General features: G+C 60.2%; 18 protein-coding genes and 1 tRNA gene. 8 read left to right on the top strand and 11 right to left on the bottom strand.

Annotation, left to right across the window (positions count from 1 at the left end):
- Positions 1-1,734, top strand: coding sequence for a methyl-accepting chemotaxis protein (locus ACB033_RS20020; protein WP_371140715.1), 1,734 nt, complete (start codon positions 1-3; stop codon positions 1,732-1,734).
- Between the two features lie 601 nt (positions 1,735-2,335).
- Here ACB033_RS20020 and ACB033_RS20015 read toward each other — a convergent pair.
- The 3 genes from ACB033_RS20015 to ACB033_RS20005 form a co-directional block, all read right to left on the bottom strand.
- A complete protein-coding gene (locus ACB033_RS20015; protein ID WP_005306483.1) occupies positions 2,336-2,704 on the bottom strand; it encodes a hypothetical protein in 369 nt (122 codons plus the stop codon).
- A gap of 1 nt (position 2,705) precedes the next feature.
- Positions 2,706-3,353, bottom strand: coding sequence for an AAA family ATPase (locus ACB033_RS20010; protein ID WP_005306480.1), 648 nt, complete (start codon positions 3,351-3,353; stop codon positions 2,706-2,708).
- 98 nt (positions 3,354-3,451) lie between these two features.
- On the bottom strand, positions 3,452-3,628 hold the full coding sequence (locus ACB033_RS20005; protein ID WP_162852093.1) for a hypothetical protein: 177 nt from the start codon (positions 3,626-3,628) through the stop codon (positions 3,452-3,454).
- A 746-nt stretch (positions 3,629-4,374) separates the two neighbouring features.
- Here ACB033_RS20005 and arcA point away from each other — a divergent pair.
- From arcA to ACB033_RS19985, 4 genes are all read left to right on the top strand, one after another.
- Positions 4,375-5,595, top strand: a complete 1,221-nt coding sequence (gene arcA / locus ACB033_RS20000) for an arginine deiminase (protein WP_017764826.1) — start codon at positions 4,375-4,377, stop codon at positions 5,593-5,595.
- A 62-nt stretch (positions 5,596-5,657) separates the two neighbouring features.
- Entirely contained in the window at positions 5,658-6,584 is a 927-nt protein-coding gene (gene arcC / locus ACB033_RS19995) for a carbamate kinase (RefSeq protein ID WP_010635806.1), read from the top strand.
- Positions 6,585-6,663: 79 nt separating this feature from the next.
- A complete protein-coding gene (gene argF / locus ACB033_RS19990) occupies positions 6,664-7,668 on the top strand; it encodes an ornithine carbamoyltransferase (protein ID WP_005306471.1) in 1,005 nt (334 codons plus the stop codon).
- Between the two features lie 123 nt (positions 7,669-7,791).
- A complete protein-coding gene (locus tag ACB033_RS19985; RefSeq protein ID WP_005306469.1) occupies positions 7,792-9,198 on the top strand; it encodes a YfcC family protein in 1,407 nt (468 codons plus the stop codon).
- Positions 9,199-9,354: 156 nt separating this feature from the next.
- Here the strand turns inward: ACB033_RS19985 and ACB033_RS19980 are convergent, their stop codons facing one another.
- The 5 genes from ACB033_RS19980 to ACB033_RS19960 all read right to left on the bottom strand — a co-directional run bounded on the left by ACB033_RS19980 (position 9,355) and on the right by ACB033_RS19960 (position 12,283).
- On the bottom strand, positions 9,355-9,846 hold the full coding sequence (locus ACB033_RS19980) for an arginine repressor (protein ID WP_005306467.1): 492 nt from the start codon (positions 9,844-9,846) through the stop codon (positions 9,355-9,357).
- A gap of 218 nt (positions 9,847-10,064) precedes the next feature.
- On the bottom strand, positions 10,065-10,529 hold the full coding sequence (gene pyrI, locus ACB033_RS19975) for an aspartate carbamoyltransferase regulatory subunit (protein WP_005306465.1): 465 nt from the start codon (positions 10,527-10,529) through the stop codon (positions 10,065-10,067).
- A gap of 16 nt (positions 10,530-10,545) precedes the next feature.
- The gene (pyrB, locus tag ACB033_RS19970; protein WP_005306463.1) at positions 10,546-11,466 is read right to left on the bottom strand and encodes an aspartate carbamoyltransferase; all 921 of its coding nucleotides are present in this window, start codon (positions 11,464-11,466) and stop codon (positions 10,546-10,548) included.
- Positions 11,447-11,641 (bottom strand): hypothetical protein, encoded by a 195-nt coding sequence (locus ACB033_RS19965; RefSeq protein WP_139431056.1) that lies wholly within the window; start codon positions 11,639-11,641, stop codon positions 11,447-11,449. The genes pyrB and ACB033_RS19965 overlap by 20 nt, the downstream gene beginning before the upstream one ends.
- 99 nt (positions 11,642-11,740) lie before the next feature.
- Positions 11,741-12,283 carry a hypothetical protein gene (locus ACB033_RS19960; protein ID WP_139724389.1) on the bottom strand — a complete coding sequence of 181 codons (543 nt, stop codon included), beginning with the start codon at positions 12,281-12,283 and terminating at the stop codon, positions 11,741-11,743.
- Between the two features lie 209 nt (positions 12,284-12,492).
- Here ACB033_RS19960 and ACB033_RS19955 point away from each other — a divergent pair.
- Both ACB033_RS19955 and ACB033_RS19950 read left to right on the top strand, forming a co-directional pair.
- Positions 12,493-12,569, top strand: a tRNA-Trp gene (locus ACB033_RS19955).
- Between the two features lie 293 nt (positions 12,570-12,862).
- On the top strand, positions 12,863-14,233 hold the full coding sequence (locus ACB033_RS19950; RefSeq protein WP_139724387.1) for a phosphatidylserine decarboxylase family protein: 1,371 nt from the start codon (positions 12,863-12,865) through the stop codon (positions 14,231-14,233).
- A gap of 49 nt (positions 14,234-14,282) precedes the next feature.
- Here ACB033_RS19950 and ACB033_RS19945 read toward each other — a convergent pair whose 3' ends face one another.
- Positions 14,283-14,801 carry a class IV adenylate cyclase gene (locus ACB033_RS19945; protein WP_139724385.1) on the bottom strand — a complete coding sequence of 173 codons (519 nt, stop codon included), beginning with the start codon at positions 14,799-14,801 and terminating at the stop codon, positions 14,283-14,285.
- Positions 14,802-15,043: 242 nt separating this feature from the next.
- Between ACB033_RS19945 and ACB033_RS19940 the strand changes: the two genes are divergently transcribed.
- Positions 15,044-16,936, top strand: coding sequence for a methyl-accepting chemotaxis protein (locus ACB033_RS19940; protein WP_139724383.1), 1,893 nt, complete (start codon positions 15,044-15,046; stop codon positions 16,934-16,936).
- A gap of 49 nt (positions 16,937-16,985) precedes the next feature.
- Here ACB033_RS19940 and ACB033_RS19935 read toward each other — a convergent pair whose 3' ends face one another.
- Both ACB033_RS19935 and ACB033_RS19930 read right to left on the bottom strand, forming a co-directional pair.
- Positions 16,986-17,513 carry a lipocalin family protein gene (locus ACB033_RS19935; RefSeq protein WP_021470044.1) on the bottom strand — a complete coding sequence of 176 codons (528 nt, stop codon included), beginning with the start codon at positions 17,511-17,513 and terminating at the stop codon, positions 16,986-16,988.
- 17 nt (positions 17,514-17,530) lie between these two features.
- Positions 17,531-18,433, bottom strand: a complete 903-nt coding sequence (locus ACB033_RS19930) for an AraC family transcriptional regulator (RefSeq protein ID WP_017764818.1) — start codon at positions 18,431-18,433, stop codon at positions 17,531-17,533.
- Position 18,434 lies beyond the last annotated feature (1 nt).

The following is an 18,434-nucleotide window of genomic DNA, read 5'->3' as shown; positions in this document are numbered from 1 at the left end:
ATGCCATTCAAGGTCAAGATTTACGTCCTGTTGCTGCTGGCCATCCTGGTCACCATCGGTACCGCCTGGTTCAGCGTCAATCACTTCATCAGCGCCTACATCCGCACTCAGGCGACCCAGAACATCAACGAACAGATCTCCCTGGTCAAAGAGAAGCTGGCCGGCGACATCAATCAGAAAATCCTGCTGGCAGCCAACCTCAACTTCGGGGTGACCAACGTCAAGAAGACGCTGGAAGAGACCGGCTTTCACAACATCGTCAAGGTGATCGGCGACATGGCGTTCGACGTGGGCGGTGTCATCAACGATACGGCCAAGGTTGATGCGCTGCGCAAGCTTATCCCTGCCGCCAACAACCAGATCACCGTCAGCCCGCTGCAGCAGGTGGACGGCAAGCCCGTCATCTCGATTCTGGTGCCGCGCGGTGCCGACTCTGCCTACCTCTATTACCTCGACATGAGCGAGTTCAAGAACCTGCTGGCCAGCGTCAGTGGCGAGGGGCGCTACTTCTCGCTGGCCGATAGCCAAGGTAATGAGCTCTACAGCAGCAAACCGCAGGGAGAGAGCGAGGCTCGCCCCAATTCGCTGGATATTCGCGGCAGCAGCTGGATCCTGACCGGCTACATAGATCTCGATTACATCCGCACTATGACCCAGGCACTCAACGGCCAGATCATCATGGCGCTGCTCGGGGTGGCCGTGGTGGTGATGGTGCTCGCCGTGCTGGCGCTCAATGTCGCCTATCGCCCGATTCTCTCGCTGCGGGACCTGGTGCTGGAGCTCTCTCGCGGCAGCGGTGACCTTACCCGCCGACTGGCGGTGACCAGCAAGGATGATCTCGGTCAGATCTCGGCCGGTATCAACCGCTTTATCGAGCGGCTGCAGGAGATGATGAACGAGGTACGCCAGGCCAGCGGCCAGCTCAATAGCGGCATTGCCGGATTGGCCAGCCAGACCGGTGCTGCCCAGTCCCTGCTGGCGGATCATGTGCGGGAGACCGAGCAGGTGGTGACCGCCATCAACGAGATGAGTCGCACCGCGGTCTCCGTCTCGGAGAGTGCGGCCAGCACGGCCCAGCTCACCGGCCAGAGCCAGCAGTTGGCGAGCCAGTCCCGTCAGGTGGTCGATCAGGCCATGGCCAGCGTGATGGCACTGGTGGATGAGGTGGAGGCCACCGCCCGCTCCATCGAGGCCATGCAGCAGGATGTGCAGCAGATTGGCTCGGTGCTCGGGGTCATCGGCAGCATAGCCGAGCAGACCAACCTGCTGGCCCTCAACGCCGCCATCGAGGCGGCCCGCGCTGGCGAGCAGGGGCGCGGTTTTGCGGTGGTGGCCGACGAGGTGCGTTCACTCGCCGCCTGTACCCAGCAGAGTACGGCAGAGATCCAGACCATGCTGGCCAGCCTGCAGCAGGGGACCCGGACCGTGGTGAATGCCATGAGCAATACCAAGCAGAGTTGTCAGGGTGCCGCCGAGAACACCACTCGGGTCAACGAGTCACTGGATCTGATGGCGGGCGAGGTGGTGGAGATCAACGATCTCATCAGCCATATCGCCACGGCTGCGGAGCAGCAGAGCGCGGTAGCCGAGGAGATCAATCGCAACATGAGCGCCATTGCCGAGGTGATCCGCCAGCTGACCCACAACGGCGAGGCGACGGTGGCCAGTGCCGGCTCGATGCAGCAGACCTATGACAGGCTGCGGGAGATTGTGGGGCATTTCCGGTTGGAATGAGCAGATAGAAAGGTAGGCCGGGGTAAAAATGGCCAAAAAAAGATGGGGGCGACTTGCGTCGCCCCCGATAGTCTTATCGCTCATATCCTTGAACGAAGTTGCTCCCTGCAATCCCTGACTATACCTCTTCCTTTAGGTTTCCCCTTCCCAATCCTTTGGGGTGTCCTTTAGCCATCATGGCCTGACGAGTCATCCATTCCCGTCGCACTTTCTCCGTCCTGGGAGGTGTCCTTTACCACATCCTGTGGTGAGTCCATTTGCCCAACCCTGGCAGCCAGTCTTCCTGACCGACTTCATTGCGTCCGTGCAGGAGTAACTATAAGGATTTCATGGGGCGGGACAACGGCAGAGTGAAAAACGTTTTTATGCATCTCGTTACGAAGGAAACTTGTTTCAATATTTATCCTTTAATTTCATTGTCATAGATATTTTTTGTTCATGTTTTACGATCTTATCTTCCGACTATCGCGGGATCTTTTTTGGCGCTTTACCTACATCCGCTATGGCGAATGTCTTACACCTTGTTCAACTGGGATTCAGAAAGGGGAGGCGAGCAGATAAGGACCTGCTGGCAACGAAGCATGGCTGGAGGGAGATAGCGTCAGTTGTGTGCCTGCAGCCGCTCATAGATGGTCTGGCGTTCTTCCGGGCTCAGGGAGGAGAAGTAGTGGGTAAACAACCGCAGCAGCAGGGACTTGTTCATGCCGTCCTGCTGGGTCAGGTTGCCAAGCTCATCGATGGCCGTGGTGCTCAGTGAAAAGGTGGCTTTCTTGAAACTGGGCTTGAGATGTTCACCGCTCTCGATGAAGGCGAGTGCGGTCAGAGCCTCGTCTCGATGCAGGGTCAGCTCCAGGCTGACGACCTTGGGCTTGCCCTTGGCGTAGAAATCCGCGTCCTCGATGAACTCGTCTATGGTGAACTTCTTCTGGTGATGCAGATTGTGTTTCTTCTTCAGGTCGGCAAGTCCCATCTCATACCCCCAGCTCCAGAAACTCCTTGGCGATGGCGCGGATCTCTTCGGCAGACTTGCCATCCGGCTCTATCTCCATCACCGACAATCCCTTCTCCTCGCTGTCGTCGTAGACGTTGCGGCCATAGGTGATGGAATTGAGCACATCGACACCGAAGGAGGAGCAGACCTCCTTGGCTTCCAGTATCCGCTTCGCCTGGTTGGGCAGGGCGGGGCATTGGGTCAGTACCACGGCAGCCCGCAAGGTCGGGTTGACCATCTTGCAGGTGGTGATGAGGTCTTCCATGTGCGGCAGAGTCTTGAGATCGCGGCGCTTGGGACGCAGCGGGATCAGGGCATGGGTGGCGACGGCCATGGTGGAACGCAGTGCCCGGTTGTCCTGGCCGCCACAGTCGACGATCAGGTAGTCATAGCGGTTCTTCAGGCTGAGCAGATCGTTGCGGATGTTGCCGTAGAGCTGGACGCAGTTTATCTGGGGCAGATCCGGATTGTCGTTGCGCTCCTGGATCCAGTCCGAGGTGGTGCGCTGCGGATCGCAGTCCACCAACAGTACTTCGCCGTGAAACTGGGTTCTGAGGTAGACCGCCAGATTCTGGGCCAGACAACTCTTGCCGCTCCCTCCTTTCTCACCACCGACCAGCAGGATCATGACCGTCTCCTATCCCTATGAAAAACAGCTGCATTGAGTATAGGAGGGGGTTGGGCCATGACAAGCCAGGAGGAGAAGACCTCCTCCCGGGGTTTCGCTCAGTAGTGCTGGCTGCCGCCGTGCCACTGACACATGTAGGCGGGTACCAGCATCTGGGGGGCCTGATCGACATGGCACACCACCAATGGCATGGCAGGGGCACCCTCCGCATGGACCAGTGCCGGGGTCATGGGCAGCAGCAGAGTGGAAAGCAGCAGCAGTGACTTCATCTTCATGGCTATCTCCTTGGTGACATAACAGGTGTGATCCTGATCACTTTCTGAGTTAAGTCGAGCCGGCTTGCGGTGCAAGCTGCTGAAATAAATTCAACTAATGAAAAAAGTTTGAAAAAGCCCCGGCGCCGGCCAGTTGAAAATTGGCCGGCCAAGATGCGCAATTCGTGCATATCCATATAAGAGGTGAAGAGGCAACGCTGCCTGTAGTCTGGCCCGGCAAGCGGAATAGACGCGATGCCATGATCTGGAACAACAAACAGATTATTCAGCGCGAAGCCTGGCGGTGACTTTTTATTTGCTGCGAGCGCCTCGTAAAGAGCGCGGAAAATTCAAATATCTGCATATAAAATTCATTCTGTGTTGATTGTGTTTTTATCTTCATGAAATTAAAGGTTTTTTGTTTTTGCGCTTATCCCTTTGTAGATATTTTTCGTGAATGAAACAAGGTGGAATATGAAATATGTGCCGAAGAAAGTGCGTATTTAATCGGGATGGGTGAATGGGAGATTGTCAGTTCTGTTACCCCTATCAAAGAATAAACCGTGAATTTATTCAGTTCTGGGTGAATGTGATCAATGTCTAAGTTTATCGTGATTGGCAGGTCTAACCTCGGTCTCGAAAGGCAAGGGCAGGATAGAACACAAGCCGATTACCCTACATAAAGAATATCCCGCCTTAGCCACGAGCATGAATAGAAGGAATCTATTCAATCACTCGCAGGGACCACTGCTAGACGGAATATAATCATGAGCAAATTTTATGTAGGTTCTGAAGTTGGCCAATTGCGCCGTGTCATGTTGCACCGCCCCAACCTCAGTCTGAAGCGTCTGACTCCTTCCAACTGCCAGGATCTGTTGTTCGATGACGTCCTGTCCGTTGAACGTGCCGGTCAGGAGCACGACAAATTCGCTCAGGTACTGCGCGATCAGAATGTCGAAGTTTTCCTGCTGACCAATCTGCTGGCGGAAACCCTGGACGTGCCGGAAGCCAAAACCTGGCTGCTTCAACATCAGGTCTCCGACTATCGCCTCGGCACTTCTTTTGCCAACGACGTACGCTGCTTCCTGGCTGACATGCCACACCGCGAGCTGGCCCGCATTCTCTCCGGTGGCCTGACCTACTCCGAGATGCCCTACAGCGGCGTCAACATGGTAGTGGGCATGCACGCACCGACCGACTTCATCATCGAGCCGCTGCCCAACCACCTCTTTACCCGTGACACCTCCTGCTGGGTCTATGGTGGTGTCTCCATCAACCCGATGGCCAAACCGGCCCGCCGTCGCGAAACCAACCACGTGAAGGCCATCTATCGCTGGCACCCGCAGTTTGCCGGTCAGGACTTCATCAAGTACTTCGGTGATGAGGATCGCGACTACGACAACTCCACCATCGAAGGGGGTGACGTACTGGTCATCGGTCGTGGCGCCGTGCTCATCGGCATGTCCGAGCGCACCACACCGCAAGGGGTTGAGCACCTGGCTCGCGGCCTGTTCAAGCACGGCCAGGCCAAACAGGTCATCGCCATGCAACTGCCGAAACACCGTAGCTGCATGCACCTGGATACCGTCATGACCCACATGGACATAGACACCTTCTCCGTCTATCCGGAAGTCATCCGCAAGGATGTGAACTGCTGGAGCCTGACTCCGGGCGGTGCCACCGGCATGAACATCAAGGAAGAGGGTTACTTCGTCACCGCCATCGAGAAGGCACTGGGTGTCGATCAGCTCAAGCTCATCACCACAGGTGGTGACACCTTCGAGGCCGAGCGCGAGCAGTGGAACGATGCCAACAACGTGCTGACCGTGCGCCCCGGCGTGGTGGTGGGTTACGAGCGCAATACCTACACCAACGAGAAGTACGACAAGGCCGGCATCACTGTGTTGCCCATCCCGGGTGAAGAGCTGGGACGTGGCCGCGGCGGCGCCCGCTGCATGAGCTGCCCGATGGAACGCGACGGCATCTAACAAGACGGCGTGGCGCCGGCAGAGGCTGGCGCCACACAGCACCAAACTCGAGAGTAACACTCATGAAAAAACCAACTGTCGTCGTCGCCCTGGGTGGCAATGCCCTGCTCCGTCGTGGCGAGCCCCTTGAAGCAGATATCCAGCGCAAGAACATCGCCACCGCCGCCAAGACCATCGCCCTGATCGCTCAGGAGTACAACGTGGTGCTGGTGCATGGCAACGGCCCGCAAGTCGGTCTGCTGGCCCTGCAAAACAGTGCCTACACCAAGGTATCCCCCTATCCGCTGGATGTGCTGGGTGCCGAGTCTCAGGGCATGATCGGCTACATGCTGATCCAGGAGTTGAAGAACCTGATGCCGAGCCGCAACGTCACCGCGTTGCTGACCCAGGTGCAGGTTGACCCGCAAGATCCGGCCTTCGTCAATCCGACCAAATTCATCGGTCCCGTCTACGAAGAGGCTGAGGCCCGCGCCCTGGCTGCAGAGAAGCAGTGGGTGGTGAAGGCCGATGGCAAGTTCTTCCGCCGCGTGGTGCCGTCTCCGCTGCCCCAGCGCATCGTCGAAGGCGACGCCATCGAAACCCTGATCGCCCAGGGCCACCTCATCATCTGTACCGGTGGTGGCGGCATCCCGGTGACCTGGGATGGCCAGAGCCTGACCGGCATCGAAGCCGTCATCGACAAGGACATGTCTGCCGCCTACCTGGCCAAGCAGATCAAGGCCGACGCCCTGCTGATCCTGACCGATGCCGATGCCGTCTACCTGGACTGGGGCAAACCGACCCAGCGTCCGCTGCGGATCACCAGCCCGGACGAGCTGGCCGGCGTCAAGTTCGACGCAGGCTCCATGGGGCCGAAAGTCGAAGCCTCCTGTGAATTCGTCAAGGCGACCGGCGGCATGGTCGGCATAGGTGCACTGGACGATGGCCTGGCCATCCTCAAGGGCGAGGCCGGCACCAATATCGTCGCCACCCGTACCGTGAATGCGTAATTACCGACATATGTACTGAGAATGCGTAGTCAACACTACTGCCTGAATTGGTCTGAAACAAATATAGAGAGAACTCATCATGGCTTTTAATCTGCGTAACCGTAACTTCCTGAAACTGCTGGACTTCACCCCGCGCGAAATCCAATACATGATCGATCTGGCCATCGACCTGAAGAAAGCCAAATACGGTGGCTATGAGCGCAAACACCTGACCGGCAAGAACATCGCCCTGATCTTCGAGAAGACCTCCACCCGTACCCGTTGTGCGTTTGAAGTGGCGGCCTTCGACCAGGGCGCCCAGGTCTCCTACCTCGGCCCGAGCGGTTCCCAGATCGGCCACAAGGAGTCCATGAAGGACACCGCCCGGGTGCTGGGCCGCATGTATGACGGCATTGAATACCGTGGCTATGGCCAGGAGATCGTCGAAGAGCTGGGTGCCCACGCCGGCGTCCCGGTCTGGAACGGCCTGACCAACGAATTCCACCCGACCCAGATCCTGGCCGACTTCATGACCATGCTGGAGCACGGCAAGGGCAAACGCCTGGATCAGATCAAGTTCGCCTACCTGGGGGACGCCCGCAACAACATGGGTAACTCCCTGATGGTCGGTGCCGCCAAGATGGGCATGGACATCCGCCTGGTCGCGCCGAAAGCCTTCTGGCCGGAAGAAGAGCTGGTTGCCAAGTGCCGCCTGATCGCCGAAGAGACTGGCGCACGCATCACCCTGACCGAAGATGTGAAAGAGGGTGTGCTGGGTACCGACTTCCTCTACACCGACGTCTGGGTTTCCATGGGTGAAGCGAAAGAAGCCTGGGATCAGCGCGTCAAACTGATGACCCCGTATCAGGTCAACATGGACGTCATCAACGCCACCAAGAACCCGGATGTGAAGTTCATGCACTGCCTGCCGGCGTTCCACAACGACGAGACCACCATGGGCAAGGAAGTGGCTGACAAATACGGCATGAAAGGCCTGGAAGTGACCGAGGACGTGTTCGAATCCGAGCACAGCATCGTGTTCGACGAGGCCGAAAACCGGATGCACACCATCAAGGCAGTGATGGTTGCTACGCTGGGCGACTAAGGTCGCAGTAGTGGTGCCGGGGGGCGACCCCCGGCTTTTCGACCATGTGACAGCGGCATAATACCTCCAACCCTACGACCCGCAGCCTGCATGGATACCACACCCACAGAAGGAAGCTGGACCATGACCAAATTCAAGTTCCCGTCAGCCTACACGATACTGTTCGTGCTGATCGCCCTGGTGGCCGCCCTGAGCTGGATAGTGCCGGCCGGCAAATACGAAATGACCATGAACGAAGCCCTCGGCAAGGAAGTGCCGGTGGCCGGTACCTACAAGCTGGTAGAGGGCAATCCCCAGGGGATCGTCGACGTGCTGCTGGCGCCGATCGATGGTCTCTACAACCATGACACCTACGAGGCAGGCGCCATCGACGTCTCCCTCTTCATCCTGATCATCGGTGGTTTTCTTGGCATAGTGACCAAGACCGGTGCCATCGATGCCGGTATCGAACGGGTGACCGACCGCCTGCGCGGCCGTGAAGAGTGGATGATCCCGATCCTGATGGCGCTGTTCGCCGCAGGGGGCACCATCTACGGCATGGCGGAAGAGTCCCTGCCGTTCTATACCCTGCTGGTGCCGGTGATGATGGCCGCCCGCTTCGACCCGGTGGTGGCTGCTGCAACTGTGCTGCTGGGGGCCGGTATCGGTACTCTGGGTTCCACCATCAACCCGTTTGCCACCGTGATCGCCGCCAACGCCGCCGGCATCTCCTTTACCGATGGCATCTGGCTGCGCGTCGCCATGCTGGTGGCCGGCTGGCTGCTCTGCGTGGCCTATGTGATGCGCTACGCCAAGATGGTGCGCAGCGACCCCAGCAAATCCCTGGTGGCTGACAAGTGGGAAGAGAACCGTGCCCACTTCCTCGGCAACAAGAGCGACCAGATGCTGGAGTTCACCCTGACCCGTAAAATCGTGCTGGGCATCTTCGTCGCCGCCTTCGCCGTGATGATCTACGGTGTGGCCGTGCTGGGCTGGTGGATGGCGCAGATCTCCGGTGTGTTCCTGGCTGCCGCCATCATAGTCGGTGTCATCTCCCGCATGAGCGAGGAGGAGCTGACCTCCAACTTCATCGATGGTGCCCGCGACCTGCTCGGCGTGGCCCTGATCATCGGTATCGCCCGCGGTATCGTGGTGGTGATGGACAACGGCATGATCACCCACACCATACTGCACAGCGCGGAAGGGATAGTGACCGGCCTCTCCACAGTAGTGTTCATCAACGTGATGTTCGTGCTGGAAGTGGTGCTCTCCTTCCTGGTGCCGTCCTCCTCCGGCCTGGCCGTGCTGACCATGCCGATCATGGCGCCGCTGGCCGACTTCGCCAACGTGGGTCGCGAGCTGGTGGTCACCGCTTACCAGTCCGCCTCCGGTCTGGTGAACCTGGTGACCCCGACCTCCGCCGTGGTCATGGGTGGCCTGGCCATCGCCAAGGTTCCCTATGTACGTTGGCTGAAATGGGTAGCCCCGCTGCTCGGCCTGCTGACCGTGCTGATCGTGGTCTGCCTGAGCCTGGGTGCCGTGCTGGCATAAACACCGACAGACATAGCTGCAAAAACGGGAGCCATTGGCTCCCGTTTTTTATGGCCGACCACGAGGCGGGCCCAGACAGCGCACGGATGGGATAAAAAGCCGATTGGCAGACAGCAAAAAGGCGACCCTGGGTCGCCTTGCTGCATTGGGGGACGGCTAGCGCGCCTGTTCCAGGGTGCGCACCACGGCGGCGTGGGCCTGACGGGTGCGGCTGATGTGGCGCGGGGCGACCAGCACCACGTCGTTGCCGGCGACGGCCCCCATGATCTCGGGATTGGCGTTGCGATCCAGCAGACGAGCCACCACGGTGGCGGCCCCTGGTGTGGTATGGATCAACACCATCTGCTGGTTGTGCACCACGGCGCGCACCATGTCGTGAATGGAGCGAGTGCTACCGGCGGGTTCCAGCTGTTCGTCCACCAGGGTGTAGACCTTCTTGCCGTTGGCATTCTGCGCCTTGGCGACGCCGAGACGGCGCAGCAGGCGGGAGATGGTGGACTGGCTGATATCGGCGAAGCCGCGCTCCGACAGCTCGCGGCGGATCTCTTCCTGGGTGCTGTAGCAGTGCTGGCCGATGATCTGGCGACAGGCATCCAGCTGGGCCAGATCGGGCTCTTGGGCAACGGGACGGCTGAGGGTCTTGACCACGGCGAATTCCTTTGATGATGACCGACGCTAAACGCTCGATATCTGCCGCATTAGCTGAATATCAGCAAAAAATACTGGCAATCAATGCACTGGCAGGAAATGAGCGGGAATAGCTCTCTTTGGATGGCAAATTATAACCAACTGGTTATTTGGTGATGTGACAGGGGTCAAAAATGGGCCCCTTGGGGCCCACCTGGATATCTTTTTGAGTCTGGTTCTCAGTAGCGTTCGCTGACGATGTCCTGGGTGAAGGACTTCTCGCAGTATTTGCACTTCATCCGTACCGCGCCTTTCACCTCGCGCACCCGGAAGTAGCTCTCCACCGGCTCGTTGTGGGAGATGCAGTTGGAGTTGGGGCAGTGGAACACTCCGGCGATGAACTCCGGCAGCTTGAGCTGGTGCTTCTTCACCACGGCGAAGTCTTCGATGATGTTGACGGTCGCCTTGGGGGCGAACAGCGCCAGCTGGTTGGCCTGCTGCTCGGTCAGGCGGGTGTTCTCGATCTTGATGAGATCCTTTTTGCCGAGGGCGCCGGATTTGAGGTTGAAGCCGACGGTGATCCGCTCCTGGGTCTCTACCAGCTGAAACAGCTTGAGGATCTTGATGCCCTGGCCGGCGGGGACGTGGTCGATGACGGAGCCGTGACGGATGGCTTCGACTTGCAGTTGGTTCTTGTCAGACATGATGTTCCCCTTTCCGTTAGACAGTTTCGTTCAGTACCAGAGCCAGCAGTGCTTGGCGCGCATAGACCCCGTTCTCCGCCTGCTGGAAGTAGTAGGCGTGGGGCGTCTTGTCGACCGCGACGTCGATCTCGTCGACGCGGGGCAGGGGATGCAGGATCTTCATGGTGGGCTTGGCCCCTTCCAGGGTGGCCAGTTCCAGCACGAACTTGGCGGCCATGTGCTTGTACTCGGTCTCGTCGAAGCGCTCTTTCTGGACCCGGGTCATGTAGAGGATGTCGAGCTCAGGCATCACCTCTTCCATGGTTTCATGCACGCTGAACTGGATGCCCTTCTCTTCCAGCTCTTCGCAGATGTAGTCCGGCATCGCCAGCGCTTCCGGCGAGATGAAGAAGAAGCGGCAGTTGAACAGGCTGAGGGCCTGGGCCAGGGAGTGCACGGTGCGGCCGTACTTGAGGTCGCCGACGAAGGCGACGTTGAGGCCGTCCAGCTTGCCCTGGGTCTCGCGGATGGAGAAGAGGTCGAGCAGGGTCTGGGTCGGATGCTGGTTGGAGCCGTCACCGCCGTTGATGACCGGCACGCGGGAGAATTCGGAGGCGAGGCGGGCCGCCCCCTCTTTCGGATGGCGCATCACCACCGCATCCGTGTAGGAACCGATGATCTTGATGGAGTCGGCCAGGGTTTCACCCTTCTTGGCGCTGGTGTTGCCACCGTCGGCGAAGCCGATGATGTTGCCACCCAGGCGCTGCACCGCGGTCTCGAAGGAGAGGCGGGTGCGGGTAGAGGCTTCGAAGAAGCAGCTGGCGACCAGCTTGTCTTTCAGCAAGCGGGTGTCGGGCTCGGCCTTCAACCGTTGTGCGGTTGAGACTACCAGTTCCATTTCAGACCGGGTCAGGTCCGTGATGGAGATGACATGTTTCTTATAGAGTGGATTGGTCATCGTCTGCATTCCCTTTGACATCAATGAAGGTTTTTCGGGCACAAAAAAAAGCCCCTGAAACAGGGGCTTTTTTTGAAAACAATTGGGGATCTGTGGGTCGGGAACCGGAAACAACGGGGCCGCTCTGGTGCGCTCCACCCGTCTGCAAGGCTGTTTTTTTCATCAAAAACTGCATCGTCCTGTCCTGACCTTTTTTCAAACCGGACAGATTATAGAGTCGCATTTTGAATTGTCAAAAATTTATTTCAAAGGCAAGATTTACGCAGAAAAACGTTTAAGTGCCGCGAACAGGTCGGCAAACCCACACCTGATGCTGGGACTGCAGTGGCTCGTCATCATGCACCATGGCACGTAGATAGCCGAGCCTGTGGTGCCCTTCCAGCAGACAGTAGGGGTGGGGCAGGGGTTGTCCGTTCGGGTAGCTGTCCCCTGCCGTCGATGCCAGCACTATGATGGGTTCTGGCCAGCTCCCTTCGCGCAACATCCTCTCCCCGAGCCAGGAGCTGCGCACGTAGCGGTTGCTGCGCAACATCTCGCCCCAGCGTTCGATCACCTCCATATGGCGGGAGTCTATCTGGTCGATGATCCGTGCGGTGGGCCAGCTCTCGCATTCGAACTGATGGCGGGCGAGATCGATAAAGCTCCAGTTGGACTCAAAACCGCGCCAATGGCGATAAATCCACTGGATGAGCACATTTTCGGGAATGAAGGGCACCAGCGGGGCGACCCGCGCCAGATAGTCGGGCAGCGTCTCGGTTTTGCTTTCATCCCTGAAGTTGAGCGGTGCAAGTTGTTGCAGTAACCGGTAATTAAGCATGTGCAGCCCCCTTCTTGCCTGGCCCCAAGCTTAACCCTACCCCCATTGCGGTCAGTTTCCTACCCAAACAAGGCTGTAAATACAGCAGGTTACCCATTGGAGCTGCATAAATTGGCGGGATCTGCTCGTCCTTTGCGCAATCGCACCGAAAGTGAGAAAAAAGCCTTTACCTTTGAAACCCGCTTTGTATACTACGCCTCGTTTGTTGCAGGGGCGTAGTTCCAATTGGTAGAACAGCGGTCTCCAAAACCGATGGTTGCGGGTTCGAGTCCTGCCGCCCCTGCCATTTTCAGAAAAGCCAGCTCATTGAGCTGGCTTTTCGCTTTTCCGGGCCTGCCACTCTCCATTTGCACATCCCTTGTGCCGCATGCTCTCCTGGCCTGGTTGCTCTCCCCATACCCGCCTATCCCAACCGCTAGTCGCTATTGCGCCACTCTGCCCTGTCGTTTCTGGCAATCGTGCTGCCGGGCCCCCTGTGCTACATAACAGGGTCGGTGCCCTGGCATGCCGCTGGCAGGCCGGCACTCAATGCTCAAGCCGTGGATTGTGGGCGTGAACATCAGCTGAGGAGAGCGAACCATGAACAAGGCAGTGGAAACCCGATTGAACAAGTCCCGACCCGGCGGCTGGATCCCCCAGGATGGGGCCCATGTCGAGCGCTGGATCCGGCGGATCAAGCACTACGTGAACCAGCAGCCGAGAGCGCTGGTCCCCCCCATCGCCGAGCTGCGGGATCTGGTCAATGCCGACCCGGCGCTGCATGCCCAGGCCGAGGCCATGTTCAAGGAGGCCTGGCGCCACAAGCACCAGACCCCGCTCGGTCAGCCTGAGGTGCGCTCGTTCGAGGAGTTCCTCGGCCTGCTCAACGGCATCATGACCACTGCACCCGAGGCCTATCAGGACATCCCCAGCCAGGAGCCGTCCGGCCTCATCGGCTTTCCCATCAATGCCCTGCTCGACTGGCCCATGGCCACCCGCTTCGGCTACCAGTTTTTTGCCAATGCCCTGGTCAACCAGCAGTTCAAGAAGATCCTCGACTACTGGGCCCAGTTCCTGCAAAGCCCGGCTTCCCGCTATGTGCTGACCGAGCCGGTAAGCAGGCTGGATCGCGAGACCCTGGTGGTGCCTTGGCTTGGCAAGGCAGCCAAGGCCGAGATGGTGCAGGTGGCGAACGAAGCGGTCGGGGAGGGGCCCAACCCCACGCCGGGCAGTTTCGAGCAGATCTTCGAGTGCGAGCCGGCGGCCGAATACCACGGGTTCAGCTGCTGGGACGACTTCTTCACCCGGCGTTTTCGGGCCGGAGTGCGGCCGGTCTCGGCGCCAACGGATGACAATGTCATCGTCAACGCCTGCGAATCGGCGCCGCTGCAGGTGCGCAAGGAGGTGAGCCGCAGCGATCAGTTCTGGCTCAAGGGGCAGCCCTATTCGCTGGAGAACATGCTCGATTTTGACGATCTGGCCCCCCGTTTCGAGGGCGGCACCGTCTATCAGGCCTTCCTCAGCGCGCTCAGCTACCACCGCTGGCACAGCCCGGTGAGCGGCACCATCCGCAAGGTGCGCATCGTCAACGGCACCTACTATCTGGAGAACCAGTTCGAAGGCTTTGCCGACCCGCAGGGGGCGGATCCCAGCGCCCCCAACAACTCCCAGCCGTTCCTCACCTCGGTGGCGACCCGGGCACTCATCTTCATCGAGGCGGACAACCCCAAAATCGGTCTGATGTGCGTGGTGCCGGTGGGGATGGCCGAGGTGTCGAGCTGCGAGATCACGGTGCAGGCGGGGGATCGGGTGAAGAAGGGGGATCCGCTCGGCATGTTCCACTTCGGCGGCTCCACCCACTGTCTGCTGTTTCGCCCCGGCGTCAGGCTGGAGTTCGACTTTCATGGTCAGACCCCAGGGCTGGATGCAACCAATATGCGGCTCAATACCGCCATCGCCCGGGTCAAGTAGCCCTGCCGGGCAGAGTATGGGAGGCCGCCTGCGGGCGGCCTTGTTGCATTCAGGCCTGCTGCCGGAAAAGCAGATCCAGATAGGCGCCTTCTATCAGCCGGGAGGGCTCAACTCCAAGCTGCGCCATGATGTCGTTGGCTTCCTGCATCCCCGCCTCAAGCGGCTCGTCCTCCTCCAGCACCACCTCCAGTTCGAGGAAATGGCCGAGCCCCTGCACCCGATCTAGGTGGATCCGGGTTCTGCCGACCAGCAACAGGGTGCGCTTCTTCTGTACCCTGCCGATCTGGCCCCAGGCCAGGCTGAGGGTCTCCCGCAGGCGATCCGGTTCATGTGTCGGGGTCAGCTGATAGAAGCTCTCCTTGGGGCCTTGTTGATCGGCGCGGCGGTAGAAGATGAGCTCGCCGGCCGAGGGGGAAAAGGTTCGCAGCTTCAGACGACCGGCGTCACAGCGAAAGAAGGTGTCATCCTGCTCGATCTCGACGGGGCCCTGATCGGCGATGGCGAGTGCCTTGGGGAGTAGGTCATCTATCCGCTCTATGCTGGCTTTGGTCTCTATATTTCGGGGCATGGCAGGGTTATCCATCAGGGTTTGAAGGAGTCCAAACTAGCACGGATTGCGCACCTGCATAGCCATTTGTCGAGACGGATATCGGCCGAAGAGTGGGTGGTTTTTCGTGAGCTGTGGCACAACCTGTTGCCGAGTCATGATAAATCGACAGGATTCACTAAAGTCTGTTCAGCATGTGGCCGATAGCCTTGATTAAACAAGGGTCTCTCCCTGGCCCGTCACAACAACAAGGATCCGTAGTCATGACACTTTCGTTGCGCGGCAAGCTGCTGGCCACCAGTCTGGGGGTGGTGCTGCTGATGGCCTCACTGCTCGGCATCGTTGCCTTTCACACCCTCAAATCCCGCACCATGAGCGCCATCCAGAGCGAGGCGGTCAACTATGGCCACGCCTACTCGGTCGCCATCGGCGACTGGATGGCGGATCGCAAGAACACGGTGCACGCGCTGGTTAACCTGATCGCCGACAACCCGCAGGCCGAGCTGGTGCCTCACCTGAAGCAGGCCTACACCTCGGGTGGCTTCGGGCTTACCTACTTTGGTTCTACCCAGGGGGTGATGACCCGCCAGGACCCCTCCCTCAATACCGGCAACTATGACCCGCGCGAGCGCCCCTGGTATCAGGACGCGGTGAAGGCGGGGCAGCTTATCGTCACCGCCCCCTATGTCAGCGTCACCATGCAGAAGCTGGTGGTCACCCTCTCCGAACCGGTACGCCATCAGGGCGAGCTGGTCGGCGCCGTGGGGGCCAACCTGGCGCTCGACAAGCTGATCGACGAGGTGCTGGCGATGCAGGTGCAGGGGGATGGGTACGCCATGCTGCTCGACAGCAGCGGCCTCATCGTCGGTCACCCCAACAAGGAGCTGGCGCTCAAGCAGATTGGTGAGCTCTCCCCTGATCTGTCGGCGGCCACCTTCCAGCAGTGGGGTCGCGAGAACAACGAGCTGCACGCCGCCACCCTCGACGGGCGCGACGTGTTGCTGGCGGTGCAACCGGTGGCGGGCACCGACTGGCTGCTGGCCATGGTGATGTATCGCGACGTGCTGGAGGCACCGCTCGCCACCCTGCTGTGGCAGCTGGTGGGGCTGACCCTGGTGCTGATGCTGGTGTTCAGCGCCCTGCTCACCGCCATGTTCAAGTATCTGTTTGCCGATCTGGGCCGGGTCGCTGGCGCGCTGCACGACATCGCCCACGGCGAGGGGGACCTCACGGTCCACATCAACACCCGCAGCAAGGACGAGGTGGGTCAGCTGGCGGAGAGCTTCAACCAGTTCGTGGCGCGGCTGCACGGCATCGTTAGCCGACTGCGTGACGTCACCGTCGAGCTGGCGGCCCAGTCTCGCGCCCAGGCGGCCGGGGCCCAGTCCCGCAGTCAGCGGGTGCGCCAGCAGCAGGACGAGATCGTGATGGTGGCGACCGCGGTGACCGAGATGGCCTCCGCCACTCAGGAGATCGCCGGCAACGCCGAGTTTGCCGCCACTACCTCGGGCGATGCGGTCAAGCTGGCGGTATCCGGCCAGTCGCAGGTCGGCCAGAGCCAGCGCAGCATCACAGGGCTGGCAGACGAAGTGGCCGACGCCAGCCAGATCATCGTGGAGCTGGATGCCCATGCCCAGAAGATCAGCGGCATTCTGGCCACCATCAGCGGCATCGCCGAGCAGACCAACCTGCTGGCGCTCAACGCCGCCATCGAAGCGGCCCGGGCCGGCGAGCAGGGGCGCGGCTTTGCGGTGGTGGCGGACGAGGTGCGGGTACTGTCGCGCCGCACCCACGACTCCACCGACGAGATCCAGCAGATGATCGAGACCCTGCAGCAGACCACCCGCCGGGCGGTGGGCGGCATGGAGACCAGTCGCCAGCTGGCGGGTACCAGCGTGGAGGACGCGGAGTCCGCCAACCAGAGCCTGGCGCGGATCAACGAGGCGATCGGTTCCATCAGCGACATGGCGACCCAGATTGCGGCGGCGGCCGAAGAGCAGACCTCGGTCACCAGCGAGATCAGCCGCAACACCGAGAACATCCGCCACGTCTCCCAGGAGCTGGCCGAGCAGGCCAATCAGGAGGCGGCGCAGGCGGCCGAGCTGAAGGGGTTGACCGAGCGGCTGGAACAGGAGATCGGCCGCTTCCGGCTCTGATCCTCAGACAATCTTTCATGACAAAGGGCAGCCCACGGGCTGCCCTTGCTTATTTCACGACAGGCTCAGGGGGCTGCTTGACCCAGATCAGCTGATCGGTGGCAAAGCCCAGCCCCTTGGCCTTGGCGATCAGCGCATCCACGTTGGCCTTGGGCGGATTGGGGGAACGGGCGAGGATCCAGAGGTAGTCGTGGTTGTAGCTGGTCACCAGCGAGAGCTGATAATCGGGATCCAGCTCGATGACGTTGTAGCCGCCGTAGAAGGGGCCGAAGAAGCTCACCTTGAGCCGTGCCTCGTCCGGCTTGTCGACAAAGTAGGCCTTGCCCTCGGCTTCGCGCCAGCTGCCGTCGCTCTGCTTGCCGCGATTGAGCACCCTGACCCCGCCGTCGTCGCGCAGGCTGTAGGTGGCGCTCACCTGCTCCAGTCCGCGCTCGAAGCCATGGTCGAGGCGGGCTATCTCGTACCAGGTGCCGAGGTAGCGGTCGAGCTGGAAGCCGGTAACGGGTCGGATGCCGTCGGCGAGGCCGGTACAGGCCGTCAGCAGGCAGGCGGTGAGCAGGCAAAGCAGTGTACGCATGAACAATTCCTCTCTGGTTATCCCTCTATGATGCGCAGCTGGCCTTCCCGAAAGCGGGAGGCTTGATCCGTCGGCGTGCTGCCGAAGAAGCGCTTGTACTCCCGGCTGAACTGGGAGTTGCTCTCGTAGCCGACCCTGGTTGCCGCGGTGCCCGCCTTGATGCCGTCGTGCAGCATCATCATCCGCGCCTTGTGGAGGCGAAACGACTTGATGTACTGCAACGGCGAGGTGGCGGTGACCGCCTTGAAGTGGTGGTGGAACGCGGAGACGCTCATGTTCACCTCCCGCGCCAGCTCCTCCATGGTCAGGTTGTCGGCGAAACGCTGCTCTATCATACGCAGCACCCGGGCGATCTGGCCCACATGGTTGTGGCGGTTGGCGAGCGCCTGCAGCGCCGGGCCGCCCCCCTCGTGCAGGGCGTAAAACAGCATCTCCCGCACCGTCTGCGGCCCCAGCACCCGGGCGTGGTGGGGTTTGTCCATCAGATCGATCAGCCGCTCGGCGGCGCAGAACATGGCCTCCGACAGGGGCACCGAGTGCACGCCGCTCTTTTGCGGAGCGGGGGCGGGCAGGGCATCCCCCAGCTCCAGCAACAGCTCCTGCAGGGTCACCAGGTTGATCTCGAGGGAGAAGCCGATGAGGGGCTGCTCGGGGGAGGCGAAGCACTCGCACTCGCAGGGCAGCGGCAGGGTCATCAGCAGGTAGTGGTTGGGGTCGTAGCGAAACACCTGGTCCGCCAGATAGCCCACCTTGTGTCCCTGCAGGATCACTATCATCCGCGGCTGGTAGAGCACCGGGGTGCGGCCGTGGTATTCGGTGGTGTAGATGAGGCTCACCTGATCCACCGGCGAGGGAGTGATGCCGGGAGCGGTGACGTGGCGAGCCAGCTTGGCGGCGAGGTCGGTGTAGCGTGTCTGCATG

The sequence above is a fragment of the Aeromonas sp. S15(2024) genome, assembly GCF_041402265.1.
In the GTDB taxonomy this organism is placed as follows: Bacteria; Pseudomonadota; Gammaproteobacteria; order Enterobacterales; family Aeromonadaceae; genus Aeromonas; species Aeromonas dhakensis.
The sequence above is the reverse complement of the archived record's forward strand: the minus strand, read 5'-3'. Positions and strand labels throughout refer to the sequence as shown.

Excerpts from the sequence above, each read along its gene's own strand:
- arcA (WP_017764826.1), top strand. The coding sequence starts at position 4,375 with ATGAGCAAATTTTATGTAGGTTCTGAAGTTGGCCAATTGCGCCGTGTC.
- ACB033_RS19985 (WP_005306469.1), top strand. The coding sequence starts at position 7,792 with ATGACCAAATTCAAGTTCCCGTCAGCCTACACGATACTGTTCGTGCTG.
- ACB033_RS19940 (WP_139724383.1), top strand. The coding sequence starts at position 15,044 with ATGACACTTTCGTTGCGCGGCAAGCTGCTGGCCACCAGTCTGGGGGTG.
- ACB033_RS19965 (WP_139431056.1), bottom strand. The coding sequence starts at position 11,641 with ATGCAGTTTTTGATGAAAAAAACAGCCTTGCAGACGGGTGGAGCGCAC.
- ACB033_RS20005 (WP_162852093.1), bottom strand. The coding sequence starts at position 3,628 with ATGAAGATGAAGTCACTGCTGCTGCTTTCCACTCTGCTGCTGCCCATG.
- ACB033_RS19945 (WP_139724385.1), bottom strand. The coding sequence starts at position 14,801 with ATGCCCCGAAATATAGAGACCAAAGCCAGCATAGAGCGGATAGATGAC.
- argF (WP_005306471.1), top strand. The coding sequence starts at position 6,664 with ATGGCTTTTAATCTGCGTAACCGTAACTTCCTGAAACTGCTGGACTTC.
- ACB033_RS19930 (WP_017764818.1), bottom strand. The coding sequence starts at position 18,433 with ATGCAGACACGCTACACCGACCTCGCCGCCAAGCTGGCTCGCCACGTC.
- ACB033_RS20020 (WP_371140715.1), top strand. The coding sequence starts at position 1 with ATGCCATTCAAGGTCAAGATTTACGTCCTGTTGCTGCTGGCCATCCTG.
- ACB033_RS19960 (WP_139724389.1), bottom strand. The coding sequence starts at position 12,283 with ATGCTTAATTACCGGTTACTGCAACAACTTGCACCGCTCAACTTCAGG.
- pyrI (WP_005306465.1), bottom strand. The coding sequence starts at position 10,529 with ATGTCTGACAAGAACCAACTGCAAGTCGAAGCCATCCGTCACGGCTCC.
- ACB033_RS20015 (WP_005306483.1), bottom strand. The coding sequence starts at position 2,704 with ATGGGACTTGCCGACCTGAAGAAGAAACACAATCTGCATCACCAGAAG.
- ACB033_RS19950 (WP_139724387.1), top strand. The coding sequence starts at position 12,863 with ATGAACAAGGCAGTGGAAACCCGATTGAACAAGTCCCGACCCGGCGGC.
- ACB033_RS19935 (WP_021470044.1), bottom strand. The coding sequence starts at position 17,513 with ATGCGTACACTGCTTTGCCTGCTCACCGCCTGCCTGCTGACGGCCTGT.
- arcC (WP_010635806.1), top strand. The coding sequence starts at position 5,658 with ATGAAAAAACCAACTGTCGTCGTCGCCCTGGGTGGCAATGCCCTGCTC.
- pyrB (WP_005306463.1), bottom strand. The coding sequence starts at position 11,466 with ATGACCAATCCACTCTATAAGAAACATGTCATCTCCATCACGGACCTG.
- ACB033_RS20010 (WP_005306480.1), bottom strand. The coding sequence starts at position 3,353 with ATGATCCTGCTGGTCGGTGGTGAGAAAGGAGGGAGCGGCAAGAGTTGT.